This window comes from uncultured Sphingomonas sp., from assembly GCF_964235535.1.
GTDB lineage: Bacteria > Pseudomonadota > Alphaproteobacteria > Sphingomonadales > Sphingomonadaceae > Sphingomonas.
In genome coordinates, this window is sequence record NZ_CAXSBH010000011.1 from 1 (window position 1) to 26,372 (window position 26,372).

Annotated in this window: 35 protein-coding genes and 1 other RNA gene; 23 read left to right on the top strand and 13 right to left on the bottom strand. The window is 68.2% G+C overall.

Annotation, left to right across the window (positions count from 1 at the left end):
* The 9 genes from ACFE7F_RS05345 to ACFE7F_RS05385 form a co-directional block, all read left to right on the top strand.
* Positions 1-361: histidine phosphotransferase family protein (locus tag ACFE7F_RS05345; RefSeq protein ID WP_375402812.1), on the top strand; the 361-nt coding region annotated here is incomplete at its 5' end.
* 52 nt (positions 362-413) lie between these two features.
* Positions 414-2,735: a chemotaxis protein CheA gene (locus ACFE7F_RS05350; RefSeq protein ID WP_375402813.1), complete on the top strand. Its 2,322-nt coding sequence runs from the start codon at positions 414-416 to the stop codon at positions 2,733-2,735.
* Positions 2,732-3,160 carry a chemotaxis protein CheW gene (locus ACFE7F_RS05355; protein ID WP_375402814.1) on the top strand — a complete coding sequence of 143 codons (429 nt, stop codon included), beginning with the start codon at positions 2,732-2,734 and terminating at the stop codon, positions 3,158-3,160. The genes ACFE7F_RS05350 and ACFE7F_RS05355 overlap by 4 nt, the downstream gene beginning before the upstream one ends.
* 55 nt (positions 3,161-3,215) lie before the next feature.
* A complete protein-coding gene (locus tag ACFE7F_RS05360; RefSeq protein WP_375402815.1) occupies positions 3,216-3,581 on the top strand; it encodes a response regulator in 366 nt (121 codons plus the stop codon).
* A gap of 28 nt (positions 3,582-3,609) precedes the next feature.
* Positions 3,610-4,683, top strand: a complete 1,074-nt coding sequence (cheB, locus tag ACFE7F_RS05365; RefSeq protein ID WP_375402816.1) for a chemotaxis-specific protein-glutamate methyltransferase CheB — start codon at positions 3,610-3,612, stop codon at positions 4,681-4,683.
* On the top strand, positions 4,680-5,504 hold the full coding sequence (locus tag ACFE7F_RS05370) for a CheR family methyltransferase (protein ID WP_375402817.1): 825 nt from the start codon (positions 4,680-4,682) through the stop codon (positions 5,502-5,504). The genes cheB and ACFE7F_RS05370 overlap by 4 nt, the downstream gene beginning before the upstream one ends.
* 42 nt (positions 5,505-5,546) lie before the next feature.
* Positions 5,547-6,236 (top strand): N-acetylmuramoyl-L-alanine amidase, encoded by a 690-nt coding sequence (locus ACFE7F_RS05375; RefSeq protein ID WP_375402818.1) that lies wholly within the window; start codon positions 5,547-5,549, stop codon positions 6,234-6,236.
* Between the two features lie 124 nt (positions 6,237-6,360).
* An RNA gene (gene rnpB / locus ACFE7F_RS05380) (RNase P RNA component class A) lies at positions 6,361-6,752 on the top strand.
* A 45-nt stretch (positions 6,753-6,797) separates the two neighbouring features.
* Positions 6,798-8,741: a hypothetical protein gene (locus ACFE7F_RS05385; RefSeq protein ID WP_375402819.1), complete on the top strand. Its 1,944-nt coding sequence runs from the start codon at positions 6,798-6,800 to the stop codon at positions 8,739-8,741.
* A 6-nt stretch (positions 8,742-8,747) separates the two neighbouring features.
* On the opposite strand, the gene ACFE7F_RS05390 is transcribed toward ACFE7F_RS05385, so the two are convergent.
* Together ACFE7F_RS05390 and ACFE7F_RS05395 are read right to left on the bottom strand one after the other, a co-directional pair.
* The gene (locus ACFE7F_RS05390) at positions 8,748-9,431 is read right to left on the bottom strand and encodes a carbonic anhydrase (protein ID WP_375402820.1); all 684 of its coding nucleotides are present in this window, start codon (positions 9,429-9,431) and stop codon (positions 8,748-8,750) included.
* Positions 9,428-11,008, bottom strand: a complete 1,581-nt coding sequence (locus ACFE7F_RS05395; RefSeq protein ID WP_375402821.1) for a SulP family inorganic anion transporter — start codon at positions 11,006-11,008, stop codon at positions 9,428-9,430. Before ACFE7F_RS05395 ends, ACFE7F_RS05390 begins: the two co-directional genes overlap by 4 nt.
* A gap of 132 nt (positions 11,009-11,140) precedes the next feature.
* Here ACFE7F_RS05395 and ACFE7F_RS05400 point away from each other — a divergent pair, with 132 nt between their 5' ends.
* Together ACFE7F_RS05400 and ACFE7F_RS05405 are read left to right on the top strand one after the other, a co-directional pair.
* On the top strand, positions 11,141-11,683 hold the full coding sequence (locus ACFE7F_RS05400; RefSeq protein WP_375402822.1) for a J domain-containing protein: 543 nt from the start codon (positions 11,141-11,143) through the stop codon (positions 11,681-11,683).
* Positions 11,665-12,045, top strand: coding sequence for a hypothetical protein (locus ACFE7F_RS05405; protein WP_375402823.1), 381 nt, complete (start codon positions 11,665-11,667; stop codon positions 12,043-12,045). Before ACFE7F_RS05400 ends, ACFE7F_RS05405 begins: the two co-directional genes overlap by 19 nt.
* Here the strand turns inward: ACFE7F_RS05405 and ACFE7F_RS05410 are convergent.
* The 7 genes from ACFE7F_RS05410 to ACFE7F_RS05440 all read right to left on the bottom strand — a co-directional run bounded on the left by ACFE7F_RS05410 (position 12,027) and on the right by ACFE7F_RS05440 (position 14,736).
* Entirely contained in the window at positions 12,027-12,440 is a 414-nt protein-coding gene (locus tag ACFE7F_RS05410; protein WP_375402824.1) for a SufE family protein, read from the bottom strand. The two genes, ACFE7F_RS05405 and ACFE7F_RS05410, sit on opposite strands and share 19 nt — an antisense overlap.
* A 188-nt stretch (positions 12,441-12,628) precedes the next feature.
* Positions 12,629-12,868, bottom strand: coding sequence for a hypothetical protein (locus tag ACFE7F_RS05415; RefSeq protein WP_375402825.1), 240 nt, complete (start codon positions 12,866-12,868; stop codon positions 12,629-12,631).
* Between the two features lie 45 nt (positions 12,869-12,913).
* Positions 12,914-13,180 (bottom strand): hypothetical protein, encoded by a 267-nt coding sequence (locus tag ACFE7F_RS05420; RefSeq protein WP_375402826.1) that lies wholly within the window; start codon positions 13,178-13,180, stop codon positions 12,914-12,916.
* Between the two features lie 32 nt (positions 13,181-13,212).
* On the bottom strand, positions 13,213-13,593 hold the full coding sequence (gene pspC, locus ACFE7F_RS05425; protein ID WP_375402827.1) for an envelope stress response membrane protein PspC: 381 nt from the start codon (positions 13,591-13,593) through the stop codon (positions 13,213-13,215).
* A gap of 1 nt (position 13,594) precedes the next feature.
* Positions 13,595-13,891: an envelope stress response membrane protein PspB gene (gene pspB / locus ACFE7F_RS05430; RefSeq protein ID WP_375402828.1), complete on the bottom strand. Its 297-nt coding sequence runs from the start codon at positions 13,889-13,891 to the stop codon at positions 13,595-13,597.
* 2 nt (positions 13,892-13,893) lie between these two features.
* A complete protein-coding gene (gene pspA / locus ACFE7F_RS05435) occupies positions 13,894-14,571 on the bottom strand; it encodes a phage shock protein PspA (protein WP_375402829.1) in 678 nt (225 codons plus the stop codon).
* A 24-nt stretch (positions 14,572-14,595) separates the two neighbouring features.
* A complete protein-coding gene (locus tag ACFE7F_RS05440; protein WP_375402830.1) occupies positions 14,596-14,736 on the bottom strand; it encodes a hypothetical protein in 141 nt (46 codons plus the stop codon).
* Between the two features lie 232 nt (positions 14,737-14,968).
* Here ACFE7F_RS05440 and pspF point away from each other — a divergent pair, with 232 nt between their 5' ends.
* From pspF to ACFE7F_RS05455, 3 genes are all read left to right on the top strand, one after another.
* Positions 14,969-16,003 carry a phage shock protein operon transcriptional activator gene (pspF, locus tag ACFE7F_RS05445; protein WP_375402831.1) on the top strand — a complete coding sequence of 345 codons (1,035 nt, stop codon included), beginning with the start codon at positions 14,969-14,971 and terminating at the stop codon, positions 16,001-16,003.
* 140 nt (positions 16,004-16,143) lie between these two features.
* Positions 16,144-17,646 carry a S10 family peptidase gene (locus tag ACFE7F_RS05450; RefSeq protein WP_375402832.1) on the top strand — a complete coding sequence of 501 codons (1,503 nt, stop codon included), beginning with the start codon at positions 16,144-16,146 and terminating at the stop codon, positions 17,644-17,646.
* A gap of 79 nt (positions 17,647-17,725) precedes the next feature.
* Entirely contained in the window at positions 17,726-18,337 is a 612-nt protein-coding gene (locus ACFE7F_RS05455; protein WP_375402833.1) for a superoxide dismutase, read from the top strand.
* 140 nt (positions 18,338-18,477) lie between these two features.
* On the opposite strand, the gene ACFE7F_RS05460 is transcribed toward ACFE7F_RS05455, so the two are convergent.
* Both ACFE7F_RS05460 and ftsY read right to left on the bottom strand, forming a co-directional pair.
* Positions 18,478-19,122: an inner membrane-spanning protein YciB gene (locus ACFE7F_RS05460; protein ID WP_375402887.1), complete on the bottom strand. Its 645-nt coding sequence runs from the start codon at positions 19,120-19,122 to the stop codon at positions 18,478-18,480.
* 68 nt (positions 19,123-19,190) lie between these two features.
* Positions 19,191-20,126, bottom strand: a complete 936-nt coding sequence (ftsY, locus tag ACFE7F_RS05465) for a signal recognition particle-docking protein FtsY (RefSeq protein ID WP_375402834.1) — start codon at positions 20,124-20,126, stop codon at positions 19,191-19,193.
* A 226-nt stretch (positions 20,127-20,352) separates the two neighbouring features.
* Here ftsY and ffh point away from each other — a divergent pair, with 226 nt between their 5' ends.
* Genes ffh through rimM form a run of 4 tightly spaced genes read left to right on the top strand, consistent with a single transcriptional unit; the run spans position 20,353 to position 22,976 of the window.
* On the top strand, positions 20,353-21,840 hold the full coding sequence (gene ffh / locus ACFE7F_RS05470) for a signal recognition particle protein (RefSeq protein WP_375402835.1): 1,488 nt from the start codon (positions 20,353-20,355) through the stop codon (positions 21,838-21,840).
* 41 nt (positions 21,841-21,881) lie between these two features.
* On the top strand, positions 21,882-22,298 hold the full coding sequence (gene rpsP, locus ACFE7F_RS05475) for a 30S ribosomal protein S16 (RefSeq protein ID WP_375402836.1): 417 nt from the start codon (positions 21,882-21,884) through the stop codon (positions 22,296-22,298).
* Between the two features lie 53 nt (positions 22,299-22,351).
* Positions 22,352-22,474 (top strand): hypothetical protein, encoded by a 123-nt coding sequence (locus tag ACFE7F_RS05480; RefSeq protein WP_375402837.1) that lies wholly within the window; start codon positions 22,352-22,354, stop codon positions 22,472-22,474.
* A 34-nt stretch (positions 22,475-22,508) separates the two neighbouring features.
* Entirely contained in the window at positions 22,509-22,976 is a 468-nt protein-coding gene (gene rimM / locus ACFE7F_RS05485; protein WP_375402838.1) for a ribosome maturation factor RimM, read from the top strand.
* 12 nt (positions 22,977-22,988) lie between these two features.
* On the opposite strand, the gene ACFE7F_RS05490 is transcribed toward rimM, so the two are convergent.
* Positions 22,989-23,477, bottom strand: coding sequence for a nuclear transport factor 2 family protein (locus ACFE7F_RS05490; RefSeq protein ID WP_375402839.1), 489 nt, complete (start codon positions 23,475-23,477; stop codon positions 22,989-22,991).
* An 87-nt stretch (positions 23,478-23,564) separates the two neighbouring features.
* A complete protein-coding gene (locus ACFE7F_RS05495) occupies positions 23,565-24,473 on the bottom strand; it encodes an NAD(P)/FAD-dependent oxidoreductase (RefSeq protein WP_375402840.1) in 909 nt (302 codons plus the stop codon).
* An 83-nt stretch (positions 24,474-24,556) separates the two neighbouring features.
* Between ACFE7F_RS05495 and ACFE7F_RS05500 the strand changes: the two genes are divergently transcribed.
* The 5 genes from ACFE7F_RS05500 to rplS are packed head-to-tail and all read left to right on the top strand — an operon-like array spanning position 24,557 to position 26,328.
* Positions 24,557-24,823 (top strand): AbrB/MazE/SpoVT family DNA-binding domain-containing protein, encoded by a 267-nt coding sequence (locus tag ACFE7F_RS05500; protein WP_375402841.1) that lies wholly within the window; start codon positions 24,557-24,559, stop codon positions 24,821-24,823.
* Positions 24,823-25,020 (top strand): hypothetical protein, encoded by a 198-nt coding sequence (locus ACFE7F_RS05505; protein ID WP_375402842.1) that lies wholly within the window; start codon positions 24,823-24,825, stop codon positions 25,018-25,020. The genes ACFE7F_RS05500 and ACFE7F_RS05505 overlap by 1 nt, the downstream gene beginning before the upstream one ends.
* The gene (locus tag ACFE7F_RS05510) at positions 24,990-25,211 is read left to right on the top strand and encodes a PIN domain-containing protein (RefSeq protein ID WP_375402843.1); all 222 of its coding nucleotides are present in this window, start codon (positions 24,990-24,992) and stop codon (positions 25,209-25,211) included. The genes ACFE7F_RS05505 and ACFE7F_RS05510 overlap by 31 nt, the downstream gene beginning before the upstream one ends.
* Positions 25,208-25,939 carry a tRNA (guanosine(37)-N1)-methyltransferase TrmD gene (trmD, locus tag ACFE7F_RS05515; RefSeq protein ID WP_375402844.1) on the top strand — a complete coding sequence of 244 codons (732 nt, stop codon included), beginning with the start codon at positions 25,208-25,210 and terminating at the stop codon, positions 25,937-25,939. The genes ACFE7F_RS05510 and trmD overlap by 4 nt, the downstream gene beginning before the upstream one ends.
* Entirely contained in the window at positions 25,936-26,328 is a 393-nt protein-coding gene (gene rplS, locus ACFE7F_RS05520) for a 50S ribosomal protein L19 (RefSeq protein ID WP_375402845.1), read from the top strand. Before trmD ends, rplS begins: the two co-directional genes overlap by 4 nt.
* Positions 26,329-26,372: the final 44 nt, after the last annotated feature.

The window sequence follows — 26,372 nt, forward strand, 5'->3', positions numbered from 1 at the left end:
ACTCGGCTGGTTCGTCGAGGAGCCGACGCTCTCGAAGCCCGCGACCAAGGTGCTTCTGAACCTCGTGCTTGTCGCCGCCGACGCGCTCGTCCGCGGCGGAAGCCTGCATGTGGGTGCGGAGGAGAACGGGAACGGCGCGGAAATCGTCATCAAGCTCGAGGGCCAGCGCATAATCCTCGACCCCGCGCTGCGACGCATGCTCGTGGAGGGCGAAGGCGCGGGCGAGGACGGTGCCGTCACCGCCCGGTCAGCGCCGGCCTACGTCACGCACGAACTCGTCGCGCAGACCGGCGGTTCGATCCAGGTGTCCGAACCGGCCGAGGGCGTGATGATCTTCGGCGCGACGCTCCGGACCGGGTAAACCCGCATTTAACCTCGAGCGTCCATGGATCGTCCCCTGAAACGGGGATCGCATGGACGAGCTGCTGCAGGAATTCATCGCGGAAACGCGTGAGACGCTCGAGGCGCTCGCGGGCGAGGTCGTCGCGTGGGAGGCGAACCCGACCGACCGCGCCCGACTCGATGCGATCTTCCGCTTCGTCCACACGGTCAAGGGCAGCTGCGGGTTCCTGGACCTGCCGCGTCTGGCGCGCCTCAGCCACGCGGCGGAAGACGTGCTGGCCGACGTGCGCGACGGCAAGCGGCAACCGGATACCGCGCTGGTGAACGCCGTCCTCGCGATCGTCGATCGGATCGGCGAACTGGTCGAGGCCATCGACGCCGGTCATGCGCTGGACGACTCGGCGGAGGACCTGCTCGTCGCCGCGCTCGCCGAGGACGCGCGACCCGCCGCGCAGAACACCGCGCCGGCCGGGCTTCGTGCCCCGACCCGCAGCGTGCGCCTGAATGTCGATCTGCTCGATCGCATGATGAGCGGCATGTCCGACATGGTGCTCGCCCGCAACGAGCTCGCCCGGCGGATGCGCGACGGCGACGGCGATCCGCGCGCCGACGCCGCGCTGGAACGCCTGTCCGCGACCGTCGCCGAAATGCGCGATACGGTGACGCGCACTCGGATGCAGCGGATCGAGGCGCTGTTCTCCGCGCTCCCCCGCATGGTCCGCGACACCGCCGCGACGCTCGGCAAGGCGGTGACGCTCCATGTCGAGGGATCGGACGTCGAGCTGGACCGCGAAATGATCGAGATGATGCGCGATCCGCTCGTCCATATCATCAGGAACGCGGTCGATCACGGCATCGAGACGCCCGCCGCCCGGCGTGCGGCAGGCAAGCGCGAGACCGGCCGCCTGTCCGTCTCCGCGCGCCAGTCCGGCAACCGCATCATGATCGAGGTCGCGGACGACGGCGCGGGGATCGACGTGTCGCGCCTGGCCGCCAAGGCGGCCAAGGCCGGCCTTCACGACGCGTCCGCGCTCGCGGCGATGGACGACGCCGCCCGCCTCGATCTGATCTTCGCGCCGGGCCTGTCCAGCCGCGACACCGTGTCCGACATATCGGGCCGCGGCGTCGGCATGGACGTGGTGCGCGCCAACGTCGAACAGATCGGCGGCCGCGTCTCCCTAATCAACGCGCCGGGCGCGGGGCTGACGGTGACGATGGAGGTGCCGCTCACCCTATCGATCCTGTCGACAATCGTGGTCGGCGTCGCCGACCAGCGTTTCGCGCTGCCGCGCCAATCGGTCGAGGAGATCGTGACGCTGCGCGGCGACGCGGTGCGCGTCGACCTGCTCGGCGACTCGCCGATCGTCACGGTGCGCGGGACCAGGCTGCCACTCGTCGACCTTGCCGCGCTGCTGGACCTGCGCGCGAGCCTGTTTTTCGATCTCGAGACGATCGTGGTCGTGTCCACGCGCGACGGTTCGTTCGCGCTCGCGGTCGACACGGTGATCGACACCGAGGAGCTGGTGGTCAAGCCCGCCGCCCCGGCGATCATGGCGGCCGGGTTGTATGCCGGCCAGACGCTCCCGGACTCGGGCCTGCCGATGCTCCTTCTCGACGGCGCGGGAGTGGCCGCCGCCGCGGGGCTGCGCTTCGGGCTCGCCGATCCCGTCCAGGAGGAGGTCGCGGAAGACGATGCCGGCATGGACGCGCTGCTGTTCCGCGACCTGGACGGCCGCCGCCGCGCGATCGTGCTCGCCTGCGTCGACCGGGTGGAGACGGTGTCCGCCGACGCGATCCGCCTGACCGCCGGCCGGCTCAGGTTGGCGATCGACGGCCGCATCCTTTCGCTGCACGCTGTCGATGACGCGCCGGACGGCCCCACCGCGACCGTGCTCCGCCTGACCGACGGCGACATGCTGATCGGCTACCGCATCGCCGAGCCCATCGATATCGTCCGGCTGCCCGCCATCCTCGCGCCCGCCGCCGTCGGCCGCTATCTGGGCGTCGCCGTGCTGGACGGCGAACAGGTCGAGGTGGTCGACCCGCTTACGCTCTTCGCCGAGGCGGGAACGGTACCGTCGACCGGTCCGCTCTGCCTGCTCGACGCCGACAGGGGAGGGTGGATGGGCACTTTTCTCCGGCCCACGCTGGAGGCGGCCGGATATCGCTGCGTGACCCGGTTAGCCCCCGGCGAGCGCGCGGCCGTCGCGCTCGCCTTCGACGACGCCGATCATGGGGAAGGGCGGGGCGACACGCCCGTCGTCCGGCTCACCGCCGACCGCGCCGCCGCCGACGGCGCGCGTGCGGTCCACCGCTACGACCGCGACGGGCTGCTCTCGGTCATGGCCGCCCACGTCGCTCAGGACCGGGCCGCCGTCAGGAACGCGTCATGACCGAGCTATTCCTCATCGCCCACATCGCCGGGCGCGGCGTCGCCATCCCGGCCGCCCAGGTCGACTCGGTGGTCGACATCGACCGGATCGTCGCGGTGCCGCGCGCGGATGCGTGCATCAAGGGATTGGCCGCGCTCCGCAGCCGGGTGGTGACGGTCATCGACACCGGCCTGGCGCTTGGCCTGGCGCCGCTCGGCCGCACGTCGCGCGCGGTAATCACGCTCGTCGACGGACACCATTACGCGGTGCTCGTCGACACGCTGGAGGATGTCCGCTCCTTCGAGCGCCGTCCGCTATCGTTCGGTGTCGCACTCGGCTCCGGATGGCGGACCGCGGCGACCGGCTTGGTGGACCGCGACGGGGAGCCGCTTCTGATCATCGACCCGTCCGCGCTCATCCCCGCCGCGCTCGGGCAAGCGGCTTAACCCGCTCGTTACCTATCCCCGGCTAACTGACTGTCTGTACATCGGAAGGTTTCCAATGAAGACGTGCCTCGTCGTCGACGACTCCAAGGTGATCCGCAAGGTCGCGCGTCACATCCTCGAAACTCTCGACTTCACCGTATCGGAAGCCGCGGACGGCCGCGAGGCGCTGGACCGCTGCCTCGCCTCGCCGCCCGACGTGATCCTGCTCGATTGGAACATGCCGGTGATGAGCGGCATGGACTTCCTGCGCGCGCTGCGCACCTCGGACGTGCCGACCCGGCCGAAGGTGGTGTTCTGCACGACGGAGAACGGCATGGCCTACATCCGCGCCGCGATCGAGGCGGGGGCGGACGAGTACGTCATGAAGCCGTTCGATCGCGATACGCTCGAATCGAAGCTCCAGATCGTCGGCGTCGCCTGATCGTCCGAGGCTACATCCGGACCTCTCGATGCCTGTCGCCGCACCATTCACCGATCCCGCGCCCGGTCGCGTCCTGATCGTCGACGACTCGGCGGTCGCACGAGCGGTGTTGGCGCGCATCATCGACGGATCGGATCGGCTGCGCGTCGTCGGCTCGGTCCCGACGGCGACCGGGGCACTCGCGTTCCTGCGCGACGCCTGCGTCGATCTGATCGTGCTCGACATCCATATGCCGGGCATCGACGGTCTGACCGCCTTGCCCGATCTGCTCGCCGCCGGCCGCGGAGCCCGCGTGCTGATCGTCTCGTCGGTGGCCAGGGACGGCGCGGCCGGCACCGTGCGCGCGCTCGCGCTCGGCGCGGCGGACACGCTGGTCAAGCCCGCGCCCGGCCAGCGATTGCGCGGGTTCGAGGCCGGATTCATAGAAAAGCTCGAGCGCCTGCTCGCGCCGCGCGAGCGACCCGCGGCTGCCCCGGTATCGCCCCCGCCCGCCGCGCCCATCGCGTTCGCACCAGGTCCCGACGCCTTCGACGTGATCGCGATCGGCGCGTCGACCGGCGGCATCCACGCGCTCTCGCACCTGCTGCGCGCGTTGCCTGCTTCCATGGCCGTCCCGATCCTCGTGACCCAACATCTGCCACCCTCCTTCATGCCGTATTTCGCCGCGCAGCTCGCCATTCTCGCCGACCGCCCCTGCGATGTCGCCACCGACCGGATGCGACTGCGGCCCGGCCGCATCGTCGTCGCGGCCGGCGACGCGCACATGCGGTGCGTTTCGGTGGGCGACGGCATGGGCGCGATCCGCCTGACGACCGAAGCCGCGCCGTGCGGCTGCATGCCGTCGGTCGACCCCATGTTCGACTCGGTCGCCGAGACCTTCGGCGCGCGCGCGCTCGGCGTGGTGCTGAGCGGCATGGGCCGCGACGGCGTCGAGGGCGCGCGCCGGTTGACGGCGGCGGGCGGCTGTATCGTCGCGCAGGACGAGGCGAGCTCGGTCGTCTGGGGGATGCCGGGCGCGGTGACCGCCGCCGGGCTGACGACCGCGCTCCTGAATCCCCGCGCGATCGGCGAACTGATCGCCTCGCGCAGGCGCCCTTTGTGACGGCCCCGCACCGCCCGGACGCATCCGGCGTACTCGCCGCGCTGCTGGAGGCGCGTACCGGTCAGCGCCTGGCGAGCGACCGCTCCTGGCGCATCGACGTGACGCTCGGGCCACTCCTGCGCGAGCTCGCGGTCGGCACCCTCGACCAGCTCGTCCAGCGCCTGCTTGGCGGGGCCGACCCCTCGCTCGGCGACCGCATCGTCGACGCGCTGCTTAATCAGGAATCGTCCTTCTTCCGCGACACCTCCGTCTTCGATCTGATCGGCCAAGCGATCGCGGAGTTGCCCGCAGGCCGCCGTGCGCGCATCTGGAGCGCTGGCTGCGCCGCGGGGCAGGAACCGCTCTCGCTCGCGATGCTGCTGGCCGAGCAGGCGGGCGCTCCCGAATTCGAGATTCTGGCGACCGACGTGTCCGAAGGCGCGCTCGCCCGCGCGCGCGCCGGACGCTTCACCCAGTTCGAGATCCAGCGCGGACTGCCGATACGCCGCATGATGCGCTGGTTCGACGCGGCCGATCCCGATTGGGTCGCCCGCCCCGATCTGGTGCGTCGCCTGACCTTCCGCCGCGTCAACCTCGTCGCGGACGCCCCGCCGCCCGGGCGCTTCGACCTGGTGACTTGCCGCAACGTGCTCCTCTATCTCGCCCCGGCCGCGCGCGGGGCGGTGTTCGACCGGCTGGCCGCGGCGCTCCGGCCCGGCGGCCTGCTCGTGCTCGGCGCGGGCGAGACCGTGATCGGCCAGACCGACGCCTTCACGCCCAGCACGCGGTACCGCGGCCTGTACGAGGTGACGGAGCCGCAATCGCGCCGCGTGGCCGCCTGACGGTTTACAACCGCGCGGCCGCCCGCCAAGCTGTCGGCAGACATGACGTTCATCGACACGCCCTCGCCCAATCACGACGAGCGCCTCGCCCCGGTCACGATGATCGTGCTTCATTATACCGGCATGGTCGACGCGCAGGCCGCGATCGAACGGCTGCGCGATCCCGCCGCCAAGGTTTCCGCGCATTACCTCGTCGCGGAGGACGGCACCACGCTGCGCATGGTCGACGAAGGCCGCCGCGCCTGGCACGCGGGCGCATCCCACTGGCGCGAGGTGGACGACGTGAACTCGGCCAGCATCGGCATCGAGATCGTCAATCCGGGCCACGAATTCGGCTATCGCCCATTCCCGGGCGAGCAGATCGGGGCGGTGATCCGGCTCGTCGCCGCGATCAAGGACCGGTACGGGATCACGCGCGGCAACATCGTCGGCCATTCCGACATCGCTCCCGCCCGCAAGCGCGATCCCGGCGAGCTGTTCCCGTGGCACAGCCTTGCGCGACTCCGCTTGGCGTTGCCACGCCCGACCAAGAACCTGATGGACCCGAACTGGACCGAGGGCGGCTTCCTGCTCGCGCTGGAACGCTTCGGCTACGACGTGCGCGACCGGATGGCCGCGATCATGGCGTTCCAACGCCGCTTTCGCCCCGAACTCGTCGACGGCGAGATCGACGCGGAATGCCGCATGATCCTGCTCGCCCTTTTACTTCCCAAACCGCAGGGTGACGAGTGAGCCGCGGCGCGGCCTGACGCGCGTCGCGGCAGGACACGCGCAAGGCCGGCCGGCGGCGCTCGCGCCGTCCGACGACGCGGAATTTACTTCCGCGTAGGACCGCTCGGGGCTAGACCGCTATCCGTCAGAGGGTCGGGCGGCCGCGTCGCATCGCGAGATGCGTCGAGGAAAGTCCGGGCTCCGCGGAATAACGGTGCCGGGTAACGCCCGGCTGGCCAGAGAGCGATCTTCGGCCAAGGGAAAGTGCCACAGAAAGCAGATCGCCCACGGCTTCGGCCAGGTGAGATTGAAAGGGTGCGGTAAGAGCGCACCGCGTCTCCGGCAACGGCGACGGCACGGCAAACCCCACCGGGAGCAAGACCGAATAGGGACGGCGTGGAGCTCCGGCTCCGGGGCGTGTTCCCGCCCGCCGTCCGGGTTGGTCGCTGGAGGCGGCGCGCGAGCGCCGTCCGAGAGGAATGGTCGCCCAGTCCCTCACGGGATGGACAAAACCCGGCTTACAGACCCTCTGGCACTTTTCGCGACCTTCCGGCACAAGCGGGCCGACGAAGGAGCCTTGTCATGTTCCGTTTATCCGCCTTCCTGCTCGCGTCCGCCGCCGTGATCGCGCCCGCCGCCGCGGACGCGCAGCAGGCCTCGACGACGCAAGCCGACTTCGACGCGGCGACCGCGCTCGACGCCAAAAACGATTATGCGGGTGCGCTGGCGATTTGGGAGCGGCTGGATAAGAAGTCGGGCCTCACCAGACGCACCCGCGCGGTCGTGCGTGCCCGCCTGGGCCGGACATTGTTCGCGCTCGGCCGCACCGACGAGGCGATTGCCGCCGCCCGCGCGGGCCTAGCGGACCTGCCCACGACCGACCCGACGCTCGTGGAGGATCGCCACCAGACGCACCTCGCGCTCGGTCGCATGAGCGAGGCGGCGCTCGATTATGCCAGCGCCGCCGACGAGTACGCCAAGGCGGAGGCGTTGGCCGCGACTCCAATTGCCAAGCTGTCGGCGCTACACGGCCTCGCCGCGACGCAGACCTTCATCGACCCGGTGGCCGCCGGCCTTGCGCTCGACCGTGCCGATCGCCTCGTGGCCGGCCTGAAGGTCGACAATATCGTCGCCGCCAGCTTCGCGCGCCGGCGAGGTCTCGTCCTGCTGAACCAAGGCGACTTCGCCGGCGCGCGCACGCACAGCGCACGGGCGGTGAAGCTGCTCGGCGGCCTGACGCTCAAACTCGACAGCAACGACGTGTCAGCCCGCAGCGACGCGGCGATCGCCTATCTGCTTGGCGGTGATCCCGGCAAGGCGCGCGAGTACCTCGCCTACACGGGCGCGGGTCGCATGCCCAAGGGCAACTTCGATCCCGGCACCCAGATGACCGTCCCCGATTGCGGCGCGGAGGCCGGCCTGAAACCGGCCGACATGGCGGTGATCGAGTTCACCGTGGGCGACGACGGGCAGGTCGTGCTCGCCACCCCGATCTACGCGGCGGGCGGCCCGAAGGTCGCGCTCGAATTCGCGCGCGAGGCGCGGGGATGGTCCTGGTCGCCCGAGCAGGTCGCCGCCATGCCCAAATTCCTGCGATATCGTGCGCGCGTCGAGATGCGCTGCTCCACCGGGTTCGAGCGCCCCTCCGTCACGGCGCTGCTCACGGCCGATCTCGAAAGCTGGGCGGCCGCCAAGGGCATCGCCGTCGCATTGCCGGGCGGATCGGACGCCGCCCAGGTCGTCGGCCAGCGCGCCGCCGTCGCCGCCGTCGAACGGACCGGCGGCGCGGCGCTGCTGGTCGCGCTCACGCGGCTGTCCGCGAACGCCGCAGCGCCTCGCGAGGAGCGGCATGCGGCCGCCGCCCGTGCGCTCGCCCTGGCCGCTACGCTGGGCGCGCCGGCCGGCGGTCGCCTCGAGCTTCATCTCCGCGAGCGCGTCACTTCGGTCGCCGAGCCGTGGAGAAAGGGCGGCCACGGCGCGCTGTTCAGGCCGCTCCTGTCCGAACCCGCCTACGCCGCCGATCCGCGCGCGCGAGCCGCGCTTCGCCTGCTAATCGCCGACACCGAGAAGGACGACGTGGCCAGGGTGCTGCTTGCCCAGGTCCGCGATGACAAGGCATTGCCGGCGGCCGACCCGTTCCGGGTCGGCGCGCTCGTCCGCCTCGCCTCGATCGAACACGCCGCGGGCGATCCGCTCGCCGCCCGCTCCGCCTTCGAGAGCTCGGGTCTCGCCGCAAGCCAGTGCGCGATCGTCGACAAGGCTCCGAAGCTCGTTCGCGCGGGCGGCGTCTTCCCGACGGAGGCGATCAGTTGGGGTTTCGAGGGCTGGACGCAGACGCAGTTCGACATCACCGCCGACGGGCGAGTGCAGGGCGAGCGCGCGATCCTGTCCTACCCGCCCTTCGTGTTCTCGAAGGCGGGCGCTCAGACGATGGCGGGCGCGCGGTACGAGAAGTCGTTTCGGCCGGACGGCGGGCTCGGCTGCGGCGCGCAGACCGGCAGGGTCCGCTTCCGGCTGCCGGGCTGACGCGGATCAGCCTGCGGCCACTGCGGCCGTCGACGCCTCCAGCTCCGCCGTCGGCACCAGCACCCGGTCGGGCTTTCCGACTTCGCCCAGCGTCGTGCCGCGGTCGATCTCCATCAGCGGCTTCAACAGCCCGTCGCGGATGTCGTACACCCAGCCATACAGCGTCAGCGGCTGTTCGCGCGCGAACGCGTCCTGCACCGTCGCGGTGCGCGCCAGGGCGAGCAGCTGGTCGCGGACGTTGACCTCGACGAACCGGTTCACGCGCGCCTCCTCGTCCGGGAGGGCGTCGATCTCGTCGGCATGCGCGGCCCGTACCGCGCGGGCGTTGTCCAGCCAGCGGTCGACCGGCCCCGTCGTGCCGCCCGCCACCGCGGCCTTGATCCCGCCGCACCCGTGATGCCCGCACACGATGATGTTGGGCACCTTCAGCTCGTCGACCGCGAATTGGACCACCGACATCAGGTTCATGTCGCCCGGATCGACCAGGTTGGCGATGTTGCGGTGGATGAACATCCGCCCGGGCGACGTCTGCGTCATCTGTTCCGGCGAGACCCGGCTGTCGGAACAGCCGATCCACAGGAACTTGGGCTGCTGGCCTAGCGCCTGCTGCGTGAAGTAGTTCGGATCCTCGTCGAGGAGCTCCGCCGCCCATGCCTTGTTGGACAGCAGCAGCTGCTTGTTGTCCTTCATGCGAAGCTCGCTTCCGCCGGTGGCGCCTGGATCAGGGGAGCGGTCCGCTTACCGATGTCGCCGCGTACCTTGACCGCGATGTTCCGGTATTGCGCGCCCTTGATGAAGGCATTGATGATCTCGACGTTATCCAGATCGACGTAGTTGGTCGATGACAGATCGATCAGCAGGTCCGACCCGTCGGGCACGCGGCTCAACTCGCGCTGCAACTCGTATTTGTGGATGAAATACAGGCTCCGCCGCGCACGGATCAGGCAGTCGGTTCCGTCGCACGCATAAGTGATCGCGGTGCGGAAATTGCGCGCGATCACGAAGCCGAACCCGACGACCATGCCGATGCCGATGCCGATCAGCAGGTCGGTGAACAGGATCGCCAGGATGGTGGCGACGAACGGCACGAACTGCGTCCATCCCTGCTTGTACCGCGACAGGAACAGCGCGGGCTTGGTCAGCTTGTATCCCGTGGCGATCAGCACGGCGGCCAGCGCCGCCAGCGGGATCAGGTTCAGCAGGGCGGGGATCAGCGCGACGCTCAGCAGCAGCCACGCGCCATGCATCATTGTCGACAGCTTCGACTCCGCGCCCGAATCGACGTTGGCCGACGATCGCACGATCACCGACGTCAGCGGCAGCCCGCCGAGCAGCCCCGACACGATGTTGCCCGACCCTTGCGCGAACAGCTCGCGGTTCTTGTCGGTGGTGCGGCGCTTGGGGTCGAGCTCGTCGACCGCCTTGACGCTTAGGAGTGACTCCAGGCTGGCGACGATCGCCAGCGTCAGCGCCGTCGTCCACACCGCCATGTTGCCGATCTGCCCGAAATCGGGGAGCGAGAACAGCCCGACGAACTCGCTCAAGCTTCCCGCGACCGGCACCTCGACCAGGTGATCGCGGCCGAGCCGGCTGGCGGGCGCGAGCAGCCCGAGCAGCATGTTGCCGACCACGCCGATCACCACCACGACCAGCGGCCCCGGCAGGAACCGGAACGGACCATCCTTGGGCCGCGCCTTGTCCCACCAGAACAGGAACGCCAGGCTCACCCCCGCGATCAGCACCGCGCCCGTCGTCGTGCTCTCCCGCGCGGCGCGCCAGATGGAGGAGAAGGTGTTGTACCCGTCGGCTTGAAAGAACTCGAAATCGCCTCCGTAATCGCCGTCATACCCCAGCGCGTGGGGAATCTGCTTCAGGATCAGGATCAGGCCGATCGCCGCCAGCATGCCCGTAATGACCGAAGACGGCACGAACTCCGCCAGCACGCCCCCGCGCGTCAGCCCGAACGCGACCTGCATGATCCCGGCCAGCATCACCGCCAGCAGGAACGCCTCGAAGCTCGGCATCCGCTCGATCGCGGCGAACACGATCACCGTCAGCCCCGCCGCGGGGCCGCTGACCGACAACGGCGACTTGGACAGCGCGCCCACCACGATCCCGCCGACGATGCCCGCGATCAGGCCCGAAAACAGCGGCGCGCCCGACGCCAGCGCGACGCCCAGGCACAGCGGCAGCGCCACCAGCGCGACCACGATCGACGCGGGCAGGTCGGCCCGCAAGGTGCCGAACAGGCTTGGACGTGTTGGCATCGGAACTCCAGGATTCGGACCGGTCACGGAACGACGCTCCGGGCCATATCAGAGATGAACCTCCGGTGAAATCGCCCGACGCTCGATGCTAGGTTCGGTTGCGCCGCGCGCGCGGGGGCCTATGTCGATCCGATGGCGCGTACCTCCGGCAGATCGAGCGATTGGGGCTTTCCCCGCTGGCGGGGCTACGGCTCGGACCGCGGCGCGACGCAGGTCCGCATCTGCGATCGCCACGGCTGCACCGAACCCGGCGACCGCCCCGCGCCCAAATCGCCCAACAGCCCGGACCGCTGGATGTTTTGCGAGACGCACGCGGGCGAGTACAACCGCGGCTGGAACTATTTCGAGGGCCTCAGCGCCGAGGACGCAGCCGCGCGCGAGAAGCAGGAGACGGGCGAGGGAGAGGCCTACAAGCAGGCGGGTCATTACAGCTGGGCGGGCTCGGGCGACGGCAGCCGCTCGCGCGACGAGATGCGCGCGCTCGACGTGCTAGGCCTCGACCCCGACGCCGATTTCGATGCGGTGCGCGCCGCCTGGCGCCGCCACGCCAAGGCCAGCCACCCCGACGTCAAGCCCGGCGACGAGGCCGCTGCCACCCGCTTCCGCGCGGTCCAGGCCTCCTACGAGGTGCTCCGCGCCGCCGAGGACCGCCGCCAATGGAAGCCTACCGCTTGAGACCGATCGTCCGCGCCGAGTGGGAACGCGCGCTCCTCGTCTGCGTCAAATGCTCGAACAAGGTAGGCGGCGGCTTTGGTCCGAAGGGCAGCACCCCGCTCGCCAAAGCCCTTCGCAAACAGCTCGGCTTTGGCAAGAAGCGCAAAGCCCGCATCGGCGTGGCGGAGGTGAAGTGCCTTGGCATCTGCCCGAAGCGCGCCGTGGTGGCGATCGATACGGGTGCCACGCGCGTTTGGCATGTCATTCCGGCGGGTACCGATATCGCCGATGTCGCGCGCACCCTGCTCGGTGACGCGGCCGAGCCGGTAGAGCTCGCCGTCACGAAGCCGGCGATCCTCCCCGATCAGGCCGCCGCCGCGTAACGCTCCGCCGTCTCGCGGATCAGCGCGATCATGTTGGGCACGCCTTGCGTCCGGCTCGAGCTCAACTGCCGCTTCAGATCGAACGGCGCGAGCGTCTCCGCGATGTCGGTGGCGAGGATGTCCCCCGCCGCCCGGTCCTGCACCGCGAGCAGGATCAGCGCGATGATCCCCTTGGTGATCGACGCGTTAGAGTCCGCCAGGAAGTGCAGCCGGTCTCCTGCCCCCGACATCGGATAGACCCAAACCGAAGCCGAACACCCCCGCACCAGGGTCGCGTCCGTCTTGAGCGCGGCGGGCATGGGCTCCAGCTCGCGCCCGAGGTCGATCAGCAGGCGGTAACGGTCGTCGGGATCGAGGAACTCATATTCCTCGCGGACATCGGACAGTGTGGGCATGATCCGTAGGTGGGATCGGGGCAGGGAAGGGGCAACGCCCGCCACCAACCCTCTCCCGCTTTCGCGGGAGAGGGAAAGACGCGCGAAGCGCGGCGAGGGTGAGGGCCGGACCTCTCCGGGCGCGGCCGGTCCCTCACCCTGGCGCTCACGCGCCTGTCCCTCTCCCGCGAAAGCGGGAGAGGGCTCTTTCACAGCTCCACCCCCGCCGCGATCGCCTCCAGCTTCCTGATCCGCTCGCGCAAATCCGCGATCTCGATCCGGGCTCCTGCGCTCCGTCCCGGCTGCACCGCCGGCTCCGCCCGCGCCTCGATCTCACGCCGCTTCAGCGCCACCCAGTCGCGCCACCCCGCCAGCCCTGCCGCCACCACCATCGCCAACCCGGCGAGGCCCGACGCGGCGAGCGTCACATACAGGTTCACATCATCCATCGCCGCCTCCTCTTTAATTCAGCTCTCGCTTGATTGAGCAGTCGCCTAATTCAGCGGCCGATCGTCGCGCAGCCGCTCGATCTCACCCGCCAGGTCCGCGCCGCGGTCGGTGACGATCCGCTCCAGCACCCGCACCCGCTGCTCCAGCCGCTCGGTCTGCGCCGCATATTGCGCGGCCTTCTCGGCGGTCATCGTCACCTCCATCTCCATCCTGCGTTCGCGCAGGCGGATCATCGGCTTGACGACCACGTTGGCGATAATCGCGACGATCGGGATCAGCAGCGCGAAGATCGGTATTAGTAGCGGGCTCATGGGCTTGGTCCTTCCGTCGGCGTGGTCGCGTCCTAGCGCAGGCTGTCGATCTCGCTCGCCAGCTGCGTGTTGCGGCTGGTGTAGAAGGTCTCCATGTCCGCCAGCCGCCGGTCGATCTCGCGCAACTTGGACCGGACCTCGGTCGTCGACCGCGTCGGGTTGGTGCGCACCCCTTGCCAGAACTTGGCGTCGGCGGGGGTGTCGTACAGCCCGCTCGGCCGCTCGTTGGCCATCCAGGCGACCAAGAGATATGCGACCAGCGTCCAGGGAAAGCCCCCCGCCAGCGTCAGCAGGATCACGCCGATGCGGACCCACATGACCTCCAGCCCGGTATAGTCGGCCATCCCCGAACAGACGCCTTTCCATTTGCGGTTCTGCCGATCGAGGTAGAATTTGGTGCGGCTGCCGGACATTTCAGTTCCTCCGATCGACGGGGTGGGGCTGGGGAGAGGACAGGCTCGACTTCCACTCGGGCGCGGGCGCGCTCAGGCCGGGCCGGAAGTCGGGATTGTCGGCCGCGACGATCCGCTCGATCGTGTTGAGCCGGTCTTCCAGCCGACGGGCGAGGACATGCATCTCGTCGAGCAGCTTCTCGTCCTCGTTGGTGATGCGCGGCAGCTGCTTCCACTTGGTTATGTAGTGCATGATGATCCACGGCATGCCGATGAAGATGGCCGGGATGACGATGAGGGGAACCAGGATGTCGTCCATGCTCAACCCTCCCGGTTGCTGTTGGCGTTCAGGCGGCGCTTGAGCTCGGCAAGTTCCGCGTCGACCCGGTCGGACGCTCGCAGGTCGGATATCTCCTCCTCCAGCGTCTTCTGCACGCCCAGGCCCATCGCCTCCGCGCGGCCCTCGGCGTCGTCGACCCTGCGCTCCAGCACGTCGAAGCGGCTGAACGCGTCCTCCGTCTTCGCGCCGGCATACATCTCGCGCAGGCGCACCCGGTTGTTGGCACTCTCCAGCCGCGTCTGGACCGAACTCTGCTTTGTCCGGGCCTCGCGCAGCCGCGTCTGGAGCTTGGCGATATCCTCCTCCGACGCCCTGAGCGCGTCGTCGAGCACGCCGACCTCCGCCTTCAGCTGATCGGCCATGTCCGTCGCCTTCTGGCGCTCGACCAGCGCCGCCTTGGCCAGGTCCTCGCGGTCCTTGCTCAGCGCGAGCTCCGCCTTTTCGGTCCAGCTGGCCTGCAGCCCCTCGAGCTTGGCAATGTGCCGCCGCATCTCCTTCTGGTCGGCGATCGTCCGCGCGGCCGACGCGCGGACCTCGACCAGCGTCTCCTCCATTTCCAGGATGATCATGCGGATCATCTTGGCGGGGTCCTCGGCCTTCTCGACCAGGTCGGCGAAGTTAGCGGCGACGATGTCGCGGGTGCGGGAGAAAATACCCATGAAACTGTTACTCCGGTGGGGTGATCAGGCGATGAGAACGATCGGTGCTGGCGTACTCTGGGTGCCCGCCTGCGCGGGGCCGACCGCGCCGATGATGCAGGTCGCGCTCATCACCACGGTGCAGAGGATGGCGGCGAAGCGGCGGGCGAGGTCGGTGTTCAGCATGGTGTAGGCTCCCTTGATTGGCGTCGTATGCGCCGTTGTTCGCGGTACGCCGACAGCTTTGCACAGCCCGTGCCAATCCAATCCCAAACCGTCATCCCAGCGAAGGCTGGGATCTCAACGTAAGTATAAACAACACCTTAGAGCATACCCGGCCCAAGACCCCAGCCTTCGCTGGGGTGACGGACAGAAGAGAGACTTGCCAACCATTGGGATTTCGCGCCAAACAGCTGGCGTGGAACGCGCATCCCAGGTCATCGGCGAGTCCGGCGCCTTTCTCGACGTGCTCGAACGCGCCAGCCGCGCCGCCGCGCTCGACCGGCCGGTGCTCGTCATCGGCGAGCGCGGCACTGGCAAGGAGCTCGTCGCCGAACGCCTCCACCGCCTCAGCCCGCGCTGGGACGGCCCGCTCGTCATCATGAACTGCGCCGCGTTGCCCGAGACGCTGATCGAGGCGGAGCTGTTCGGGCACGAGGCGGGCTCCTTCACCGGCGCGACCAAGGCGAGGGCGGGGCGCTTCGAGGAGGCCGATGGCGGCACCTTGTTTCTCGACGAGCTCGGAACGTTGTCGATGGCCGCGCAGGACCGCCTGCTCCGCGCGGTCGAGTATGGCGAGATCAACCGCATCGGCTCGTCGCGCGCGATCCGCGTCGATGTCCGCATCGTCGCCGCCACCAACGAGCATCTCCCCGACAAGGTCGCCGCCCACGAGTTCCGCGCCGACCTGCTCGACCGCCTGTCGTTCGAGGTCGTCACGCTACCGCCGCTCCGGGCGCGCGCGGGCGACATCCTCGTCCTCGCCGATCATTTCGGCAGGCGGATGGCCGCCGAGCTCGGCTGGCGCACCTGGCCCGGCTTCGGCCCTGCCGCTGTCCGGATGCTGAGCGATCACGACTGGCCCGGCAACGTCCGCGAACTCCGCAACGTCGTCGAACGCGCCACCTACCGCTGGGACCGCGAGGAACCCGTCGACCGCATCGAGATCGACCCGTTCGACTCGCCCTACCGTCCCCGGACCAGGACCCGCGCCGCCGTCACGTCGGACATGGCCGAGCCCGCCGCCGCGCCAGCCGACGACGCGCCGATCGTTGCCTGCGAGACCGGCCCGTCCGACTTCAAGTCCCAGGTCGCCCGCTTCGAGTCCGACCTGCTCGCCCGCGCCATGGCCGAACACCGCTTCAACCAACGCGCCACTGCCGAGGCGCTCGGCCTGACCTACGACCAGCTCCGCCACGCGCTGCGCCGCCACGACCTGCTCGGGGCGGGATGAAGAACCGCCGGTGTTTCTCTTTCCGTTCGCCCTGAGCTTGTCGAAGGGTCGTTCTTCTTTGTACCGGGGTGGAGAACAAGGCTTCGACAAGCTCAGCCCGAACGGATGAGGACGACCGATCAATGAAACGTTGCGCTCTTATGTTCTCGACCGTCCTGCTCGCGGCCCCCGCGCTCGCCCAACAACCCGCCGAGACCAAGACCGAAACCAAACTCGAACGCACCGACCCCGCGATCCCACTGCCCGTAGTCTCCACCACCCGCCACTCAGGCAGCTTCGGCGGCCAGCGCCTCTCCTACCGCGCGGTCGCGGGCGAGACCTACCTCAAGGACAAGGACGGCAAGCCCCTCGCCGCGATCACCTCCTACAGCTATCTCAAAGAAGGCGCGGTCGCTCCCAAACGCCCCGTCACCTTCCTGTGGAACGGCGGCCCCGGCTCCGGCTCGCTCTGGCTTCATATGGGCGCGTTCGGCCCCAAGCGGGTCGTGATCCCCTCGGACGCCAAGGACGACGGCGGCCCGCCTTACCCCATCATCGACAATGCCGACTCGCTCCTCGATGTCACCGATCTCGTCTTCATCGACCCCGTCGGCACCGGCTTCAGCCGCGCGCTCGGCAAGACCGATCCCAAGGATTATTGGGGCGTGACCAAGGACGCCAAGTCGATGGCGCAGTTCATCCGCCAGTGGCTCGACGCCAACGGCCGCTGGAACGCGCCCAAATACATCGGCGGCGAGAGCTACGGCACCACCCGCGCCGCCGCGGTCGTCAACGAACTGGAGGGCAGCTACACCGACGTCGCGATCAACGGGATCATCCTGATCTCCGCCATACTCGATTTCAGCCAGGCCGCCGATGTCCCCGGCAACGAGCTAGGCTACGTCACCAACCTGCCCTCGATGGCCGCGACCGCCTGGTTCCACGACAAGGTCCAGAGCAAGCCCGCAACCGTCGAGGCTTTCGTCGCCGAGGCGCGCGCCTTCGCGATCGGCCCCTATGCGACCGCGCTGCTCAAGGGCAACGCGCTGACCCCGGCCGAGCGCTCGGCGATCCGCCCGCAGCTAGCCCGCTTCACCGGCGTCTCCGAACCGTTCCTCGACCGGGCCGACCTGCGCCTCTCGCCCAGCCGCTTCTACAAGGAGCTGCTCCGCGACCGTGGCCTGACGATCGGCCGCCTCGACACCCGCTATACCGGCCGCGATTACGACAGCGCCGGCGAGGAACCCGACAACGACCCCAGCTTCTACGCGATCGACGGGGCCTACACCGCCGCGATGAACGCCTATGCCCGCCAGACGCTGAAATACTCGCCGGACCTCGTCTATTCGTCGATCGGCGGGGTGAGCGACTGGGACTGGAAGATCGGCGGGGGCGCGCGCGGCGGCTCCGGCTACCTTAACGTCGCGCCCTATCTCGGCCGCGCCATGCGCGAAAACAGCTCGCTCCGGATCTTTGTCGGCCAAGGGTACTACGATTTCGCCACGCCCTTCTTCGGCGCGGAATATTCGCTGGGCCGCACTGGCATCCCGAACGACGGCCGCATCCAATGGCGCTATTACGACGCGGGCCACATGATGTATGTCCGCGACGACGACCTGCGCAAACTATCCGCCGACCTCCGCACCTTCATCCGCGCGCGCTGATCCGTTACGATTGCGAAACGAACCAAGCAGCCCCAGACACGTTGATCACGGCACCTTCGCCAACATCCGGGAGACGATCATGGCCTTCGACCTACCCCCGCTGCCCTACGATTACGACGCGCTCGAGCCCGTCATCGACGCCGAGACGATGCGCTTCCACCACGACAAGCACCACAAGGCCTACACCGACAAGCTCAATGAGGGCGTCGAAAAGGACGCTGCGCTCCAGGGCAAGTCGATCGAGGACATCCTCGGCATGATCTCCAGCCAGCCCCCGCTCGTCCGCAACAACGGCGGCGGCTACTGGAACCACGACTTCTTCTGGAAAAGCATGAAGAAGGGCGGCGGCCAGCCCACGGGCAAGCTCGCCGAGGCGATCGCCCGCGACCTGGGCGGCCTCGACCAGCTCAAGGAGCAGTTCAACGCCAAGGGCGTCGGCCAGTTCGGATCGGGCTGGGCGTGGCTGATCGCCGACGCGTCAGGCACGCTCAAGGTGACGAGCACCCCCAATCAGGATAATCCCCTGATGGACGCCGTCGCCGACCGCGGCACGCCCTTGCTCGGCAACGATGTCTGGGAGCACGCCTACTACCTGACCTACCGCAACGACCGCGCCGCCTACCTCAAGGCATGGTGGGACGTGGTAGATTGGGACATCGTCGGCCAGCGTTACGAGGCGGTAGCGGGATAAGGAATAAGCCCCTCCTCTTCAGAGGAGGGGTTTGGGGAGGAGAACGCCGCTTGAGAGGATAACGCGGCAGGGTGCCTCAACCGGCAACCAGCACTCCCACCCAAACCCCTCCCCTGAAGGAGAGGGGCTTAAACGCCGCCTCACCCCTCCGGCGGCTTCGCGACGACAGCCTCATCCGCAACCTGCAGCCCATGCCGCAGCAGCATCGGCACATTCGCCAGCGCGAACACCAACGTCAGCGGGATCGCGCCCCACAATTTGTACGAAACCCAGACATCCCAACCGAACGACCGCCAGACCAGCTCGTTCAGCACCGCCATCGCCACGAAAAACACCGCCCAATTCCGCGTCAGCTTGCGCCATCCCTCGGCCTGCAACCCCGGATAAGCCGTACCCAGCAGACCTTCGAGCAGCGGCCGTCCCGTCACCAGCCCGAACACCAGCACCGCCGCAAAGGCGAGATACACGGTCGTCGGCTTCATCTGGATGAACCGAGGATCGTGAAAATACACGGTCAACCCGCCGAACACGACCACCAGCCCGCCCGACAGCCATAGCATCGGCGAGACGCGCCCCAGCTTTACCTTGGACACGATCATCGCCACCACCGTTGCGATCACGAAACCGACCGTCGCTACGATCACCCGCGCGATGACCAGCGCGGACATTCGGTCCAGATCCGACAGGAACCCGCTCGTTGCCGCGACCAGCCGTATCGACACGGACGCGGGAACGAGGAAGTTGAGCGCGAAGAACACGATGAGCGGCGCATAATCGACAAACATGCGGACGCCCGGCGCGTCGCTCCCAACCTCGCGCGCGACCGCGTCGGCCCGGACGTCCGATCCGATAGTCACTTCCGCACGCCTTCCACACCCGCGATGATCCGGCTCACCTCGTTCGCGTCGAACGGCCGCAGGTCGCCGATCGTCTCGCCCACCCCGATCGCATGGATCGGCAGCCCGAACCGCTCGGCCGCAGCGACCAGCACGCCGCCGCGCGCCGTGCCATCGAGCTTGGTCATGACCAATCCCGTCACCCCCGCCACGTCGCGGAACACCTCGATCTGATTAAGCGCGTTCTGCCCCGTCGTGGCATCGAGCACCAGCACCACGTCATGCGGCGACGCCGGGTTGAGCCGCCCCAGCACACGTCGGATCTTCGACAGCTCGTCCATCAGCTCGCGCTTGTTCTGCAACCGCCCGGCCGTGTCGACGATCAGCACGTCGATCCCCGTCGCGGTCGCCTGCTTGACCGCCTCGTACACGATCCCCGCCGCGTCGCCGCCTTCCTTGCCCGACACGATCGGGACGCCGACCCGCTCGGCCCAGGTCGCCAGCTGCCCGATGGCGGCCGCGCGGAACGTGTCGCCCGCCGCCAGCATGACCCCGTAATCCTGCTCCATGAACAGGTGCGCCAGCTTGGCAATGGTTGTCGTCTTGCCCGATCCATTGACCCCGATCACCAGGATCACCTGCGGCCGGGGGAATGCGTCGATCTCCAGCGGCCGCGCGACTTTGGCCAGCGCGCGCTCCACCTCCTCCGCCACGACGAGCCGGATCCCAAGCTCCTCCATGTTTCGTTCAAATTGCCCCTCCGCCAGCCGCGCGCGGATGCGCATTGCGGTTTCCGGCCCCAGGTCCGACGCGATCAACGCCTCCTCGATCCCGTCCAGCGTATTCTCGTCCAGCCGAGCGCCGCCGAGGCCCGCCAGATTGCCGACCAGTCGATCGGACGTGCGCTTGAACCCGCCGAGAAGCTTGTCATGCCATGAAGGGGTGGTGCTCACGATCCGCTCGCGGCGATGTCGGGAAGGGGGATCCGCATGGCGCGCGACTTAGGGACGGCGTGCCTGCAAGTCCACGATCACGCCGCCGTACGCTCCCGGCCCGCTTGCGCTGCGCGGCGGCTTGATCTACCTAATGTCGCACGTTCCGTCCTCGGACGCACGCTGGCCGGCGAGGTTTCGTCCGCCGGCGCTTTTGCGTTTGGGGCGGGCGATCCGGAGTGACACCATGTTCGAGACCCTGAGCGATCGGTTGGGCGGCGTCTTCGACCGCCTGCGCGGCCGCGGCGCGCTGACGGAGGCCGATGTCCGCACCGCGATGCGCGAAGTCCGCGTGGCGTTGCTCGAAGCCGACGTCGCGCTTCCCGTCGCGCGCGATTTCGTCGACAAGGCCACGGAAAAGGCGATCGGGCAGAACGTACTACGTTCGGTCACGCCGGGCCAGCAGGTCGTCAAGATCGTCAATGACGCGCTCGTCGAGATACTGGGAGCCGACGAGTCTGCGCTCGCGTTGGACGTCTCGCCCCCGGCGGTCGTGATGATGGTCGGCCTCCAGGGTTCGGGCAAGACGACTACCACCGCCAAGATCGCCCGCCGTTTGAAGGGGCGCGAGGGCAAGAAGGTCCTGATGGCGTCCTTGGACGTCAATCGCCCCAACGCGCAGGAACAGCTGGCGACGCTGGGCATACAGACCGAGGTCGCTACGCTCCCGATCATCGCCGGCCAGCAGCCCGTCGATATCGCCAGGCGCGCGCTGCAAGCGGCCAAGCTCCAGGGCTTCGACGTGCTGATACTCGATACGGCCGGGCGCACCAGCATCGACCAGGCGTTGATGGACGAGATGCGCAACGTCGCCGATGTCGCAACCCCGCAGGAAATCCTGCTCGTCGTCGACGCCCTGACCGGCCAGGACGCGGTCAACGTCGCCACAAACTTCTCGGCGCATGTGCTGCTGACGGGCGTGGTGCTGACCCGCATGGACGGCGACGCACGCGGCGGCGCGGCCCTATCGATGCGCGCCGTCACTGGCAAGCCGATCAAGTTCGCGGGCACGGGCGAGAAGCTCGACGCCCTGGAGGCGTTCCACCCGGAGCGCGTCGCTGGCCGCATCCTGGGGATGGGCGACGTCGTCTCGCTGGTCGAGCGCGCGGCCGAGTCGATCCAGCAGGAAGACGCCGACCGCATGGCGGCCAAGCTGGCGAAGGGGCAGTTCGACATGAATGACCTGCGCGGTCAACTGGCCCAGATGCAGCGCATGGGCGGCCTCGGCGCGCTCGCGGGTATGATGCCCGGCATGAAGCAGGCGCAGGGCCAGCTGGCCCAGGCGGGCGGCGACAAGATGCTCGTCCATATGGACGCGATGATCGGGTCGATGACGCTTAAGGAGCGGACCAAGCCCGAGCAGATCAACGCCAAGCGCAAGATCCGTATTGCCAAGGGCTCTGGCACCACCGTTCAGTCGGTCAACAAGCTCCTGAAAATGCATCAGGAGATGTCGACCGCCATGAAGAAGATCCGCAAGATGGGCGGCATCAAGGGCATGATGTCCATGCTCGGCAAGGGCGGCCTGGGCGGCCTCGGCAACGCCATCGGCGGCCAGGGCCTGGGCGACATGATGGGCAAGATGGGCGGGCAGCAGGGTCCTCTGGCCGGGCTGCCCGGCGGCCCCGGCACTCCCCCGTCTCCCCCCGGCTTTCCCAAGTTCGGCAAGAAATAACCCGTAAACCTTGAACCAACGATCAGAAGGAAGATTACATCATGGCCATCAGCATTCGCCTGTCGCGCGGCGGTTCCAAGAAGCGTCCTTACTACCGTATCGTGGTCGCCGACGTGCGCAGCCCCCGCGACGGCAAGTATCTTGAGAAGATCGGCACCTACAACCCCCTCCTCGCCAAGGACTCGGACCAGCGCATCCAACTCGACGCCGACCGCGCGCGCCATTGGCTCTCCGTTGGCGCGCAGCCGACCGACCGTGTCGCTCGCTTCCTCGACCAGGCGGGCGTTCGCGAGCGCGAGGCCCGCAGCAACCCGACCAAGGGCAAGCCCGGCGAAAAGGCGACCGAGCGCGCCGAGGAGCGCGCCGCCAAGCAGCAGGCCGCCGACGAGGCCGCCGCCGTCCCGGCCGAGACGCCCAGCGAAGCGCCGGCCGAGCCCGAAGCCGCGACCGCCGAGTAAGGGCACCAGGTCGGCGTAGGCGCGTTATCCCTATTCATAGGAGTACCGAGCCGATGCCGACCGACCCCGATCATGAGCAGACCCCCGACCACGAAGCCGACAACCAGGGCGTCTCGGCCCCCGACCCCGCCGAAGGCGCGGACGAAGGCCCCACGCCCGGAAGCCCCGGCGGCTGACGAAGGCTCCCTCTCCCCCGCAGGGGAGAGGGCAGTGCAGGACACCCCCCGCCGGGTCGTCCTAGCCGCAATAGCCGGCGCGCATGGCATCACCGGGGAAGTCCGCCTCAAGCTCTACACCGACGACCTGGCCCCCTACACGCGGTTCAACGACGGTGCCCTCACGCTCAGGTCGCTCCGCGTCGCCCCCACCGGCGCGATCGCCCGCTTCGCCGAGATCCCCGACCGCACCGCCGCCGAGACGATGCGCGGAACGGAGCTCACGGTGTCACGTGAAGAACTGCCGCCGCTGAAGGAGGGCGAGTTTTACCATGCCGACCTGATCGGCTTGCCCTGCGATACGCAAGGGGCTGACTTCATCGGCCAAGTTGTCGCTGTCGAGAATTTCGGTGCGGGCGACATCTTGGAAATCGAAAAAGCCGACGGAACGCGCTTCATGGTGCCCGTCGTCGCTGCCGCCTTCGGCGATCGGGTAGTGATCGACCAGGCCTTCACCGGATAGATCGGCTCACGATCAACGCCGCGGTTCGATGATGGTGGCTTGGCGCGCGGTGAGGAGCCAGCGCCCGTTCGCGTTCCGCCACAAGTCTGTAAAACGTCGCCTGACCTGCTGCCCCGCGAGCGGATTGGGCGATTTGGGTACGACCAGTTCCTCGCCCATCAGCAGCACCATGTCGCCGCGTATTCCCGCATATTCGATGACGCGGTCGTATTTCGAATAGCTGATCCGACCGATCGAATTTAACCGTACGGTCGCGCCGTGATCCGAGATGACGTTGCCCGGATTGTTGACGACAAGCTCGTCCGCCATGAGCGACGAGAAGACGGCGCGATCGTCGGCGACGAGTGCGGCGTCGAGGCGATCGATGGTCGCCAGCACCGCAGCGACTTGCGGGTCCTTGCTGGCCTTACGGACTTCGGCCCCGGCGGGCTTCCACTCGGCCGATGTCGGCGTGGCGTACAAACCGGCCGCGACCAACCCACAGGCAATGCGCATGAGCATCGTGAGCCTCCGATCCGCGCGGTGCTGCCCCGCGCCGGCCTATACGATAACACAGGTCACGCCGGAATAAACTCAGTTCTCGCGCCTTTACCGCACCAGCGCCCTCTGCTCCGCCATGTCGTTGCGGATCGTCACCGCCGCGACGCCGCCTTCGCCCATCGCGTGGCTGATCTGGTCGAGCCCCTTCACCACGTCACCCGCCGCGTATAGTCCTGTCACGCTGGTTCGCTGATGGTCGTCCACCACTAGGCACCCGTCCACGGAGGCGTCCGCGCCCAGCGACACCGCCAGTTCCGACCGGATCACCGACCCCAGCGCCGGGTAAATGCTGTCGAAGCTCAGCTTCCCGTGCGGCGTCGGCACCGTGATCTTATCGCCGTCCAGCCTCAGCGCCGCGCATGGCCCGCCTAGCGCCTCGACACCCAACTCGGCCAGATTGGCGCGCTGCTCCTCCGACAGCTCCAAATCGGTGTCCGGGGCGATCAGTGTCACGTCGCGCGTGTACATACGCAGGAAAACCGCTTCCTTGAAGCCATGCGTGCGGTTGCCGATCACCCCCACGCGCTTGTCGGTGACCTCGTACCCGTCGCAGATCGGGCAGTAACGCAGCAACCCCCGGTCCATCGCAACCCGGTGCAACTCCGGCGCGATCGGCGGCGACTTGTTCACCACGCCCGTCGCCAGCAATACGGTGCGCGCACGAAGCGCTTCGCCGTCGACCGCCGTCGCCTCGAACCCGTCCTCGACCTTGGCCACCCGCTCGATCACCCGCTCTTCGACCGCGACCCCGAACTCGGCCGCCTGCTCGCGCATTTTCGTCAGCAGCTCGATTCCAGGTATGCCCCCCGGATAGCCCGCATGATTATGCGTTCGGGGTATCCAGGTCACCCGGCTTTCCCCGCCATCGACGACGCGCACCTTTAGGTGGAACCGAGCCAGATAAATTGCGGCGGTCATGCCGGCGGGACCCCCGCCGATTACGAGGCAATCTTCCATGGGCGATCCAATGGGCAGGGTGGGGGAGGGTTCGTTGCAGCTTTTACCAACCGAATATACGCAATTTATGTACGGAGACGATGATGGGCAATCAGTACAAAGCCAAGACGTTCAAGTCCGGTAATTCGGTCGCGCTGCGGTTGCCAGCGGCGTTGGGTGTCGAGCCGGGCCGTGAGATGCTGGTCGACGGGGACGCTGACGAGTTCGCGGTCAAGTGCGTAGCCGCACCGAAATGGAAGATCGATCTGACCGACGTCTGGGGTTCCGTGCCTGACTTCGGTTTACATCTGCCGACTCGCCGGGAGTTCGATGATTGGCCGAGCGCGCCGGAGGCGGACGATAAAAAGTAGTGAGTGCGACGTTGCACCTGCTCGACTCCAGCATTCTCGTCCACCTGCAAGAGGGCTGGCCGGCGGTCCTGCTTGAGCGGGTGCAGATGTCGGATGAAGGATTGCTCGTGGCGTCCACGATCGCTTATGCCGAGGTCATGCTGGGTGCGGTCCGGGTGCGGTCCGGGTGGACAGGGTCGAGCAGGCCGAGCGGCTGATCCGACGGTTCCCTCTGCTGCCCTTCGACGAAGCGGCGGCGGAGCAATATGCGTGGTTGGCTTTCAAGCGCGGCAGTTTCGATCGGCTGATAGCGGCGCACGGGCTCGCGTTGGGTCTGCCGGTCGTGACCGCCAACACACGCGATTTCCACAACATCCCCGGCCTGAAGATCGAGAACTGGACCAAGTGACTTTCGCCGCCACTGTCTTGACTCTCTACCCGGAGATGTTCCCCGGCCCGCTCGGAACCTCGCTCGCCGGCCGTGCGCTAGGCGAGGGTCGGTGGTCGCTGCACACCGTCAACATCCGTGACTTCGCGACCGACAAGCACCGTTCGGTCGACGACACGCCCGCGGGCGGCGGAGCGGGGATGGTGCTCCGCGCCGACGTGGTCGCCGCCGCGCTCGACAGCGTCGCCGACCACCGCCCGATACTGGCCATGACCCCGCGCGGCCGCCCGCTCACGCAAGAACGCGTCCGCGACCTTGCGTCCGGCTGCGGCGCGATCGTCCTGTGCGGCCGGTTCGAAGGCTTCGACGAACGGCTGTTCGACGCCCGCCCGGTCGAGGAGGTTTCTATCGGCGACTATGTCCTGTCGGGCGGCGAGATGGGCGCGCTGGTCCTGCTCGACGCTTGCGTCCGCCTGCTGCCCGGCGTAATGGGCGCGGCTTCAAGTGGGGTGGAGGAGAGCTTCGAAGGCGGCCTCCTTGAATATCCTCATTTTACCCGACCGCAGATGTGGGAAGGGCGCGCGATCCCCGAAGTGCTGCGATCGGGGGATCATGCGAAGGTCGCCGCCTGGCGTAAAGCGAAGGCGGAGGCCGATACACGGCTAAGGCGGCCGGACCTTTGGGAGCGCCATGCCGGCGCTCGGGTCGGGTCGCCCTCTGGCGCGCGGCATGACGAGGACGACCAGTGAACATCATCCAGCAACTCGAAGCCGAGCAGATCGCGAAGCTCACCGCTACCAAGACCCACCCCGAATTCCGACCGGGCGATACGCTTCGCGTCGGCGTCAAGGTCGTCGAGGGCGAACGCACTCGCGTCCAGAATTACGAGGGCGTCTGCATCGCCCGTTGCAATCGCGGCATGGGCTCGAGCTTCACCGTCCGCAAGATCAGCTTCGGCGAGGGCGTTGAGCGCGTGTTCCCGCTCTACTCGCCCAACGTGGACTCGATCGAGGTGGTCCGTAAGGGTGCTGTCCGTCGCGCCAAGCTCTATTACCTGCGTGGCCGCACCGGCAAGTCGGCCCGCATCGCCGAGCGCCGCGATTCCCGACCGGCCAAGGGCACCGTCGCCGCCGAGTAGGCCGGACCGGATCGAAAAGGAAAAGGCGCGGCGACCTCGGTCGC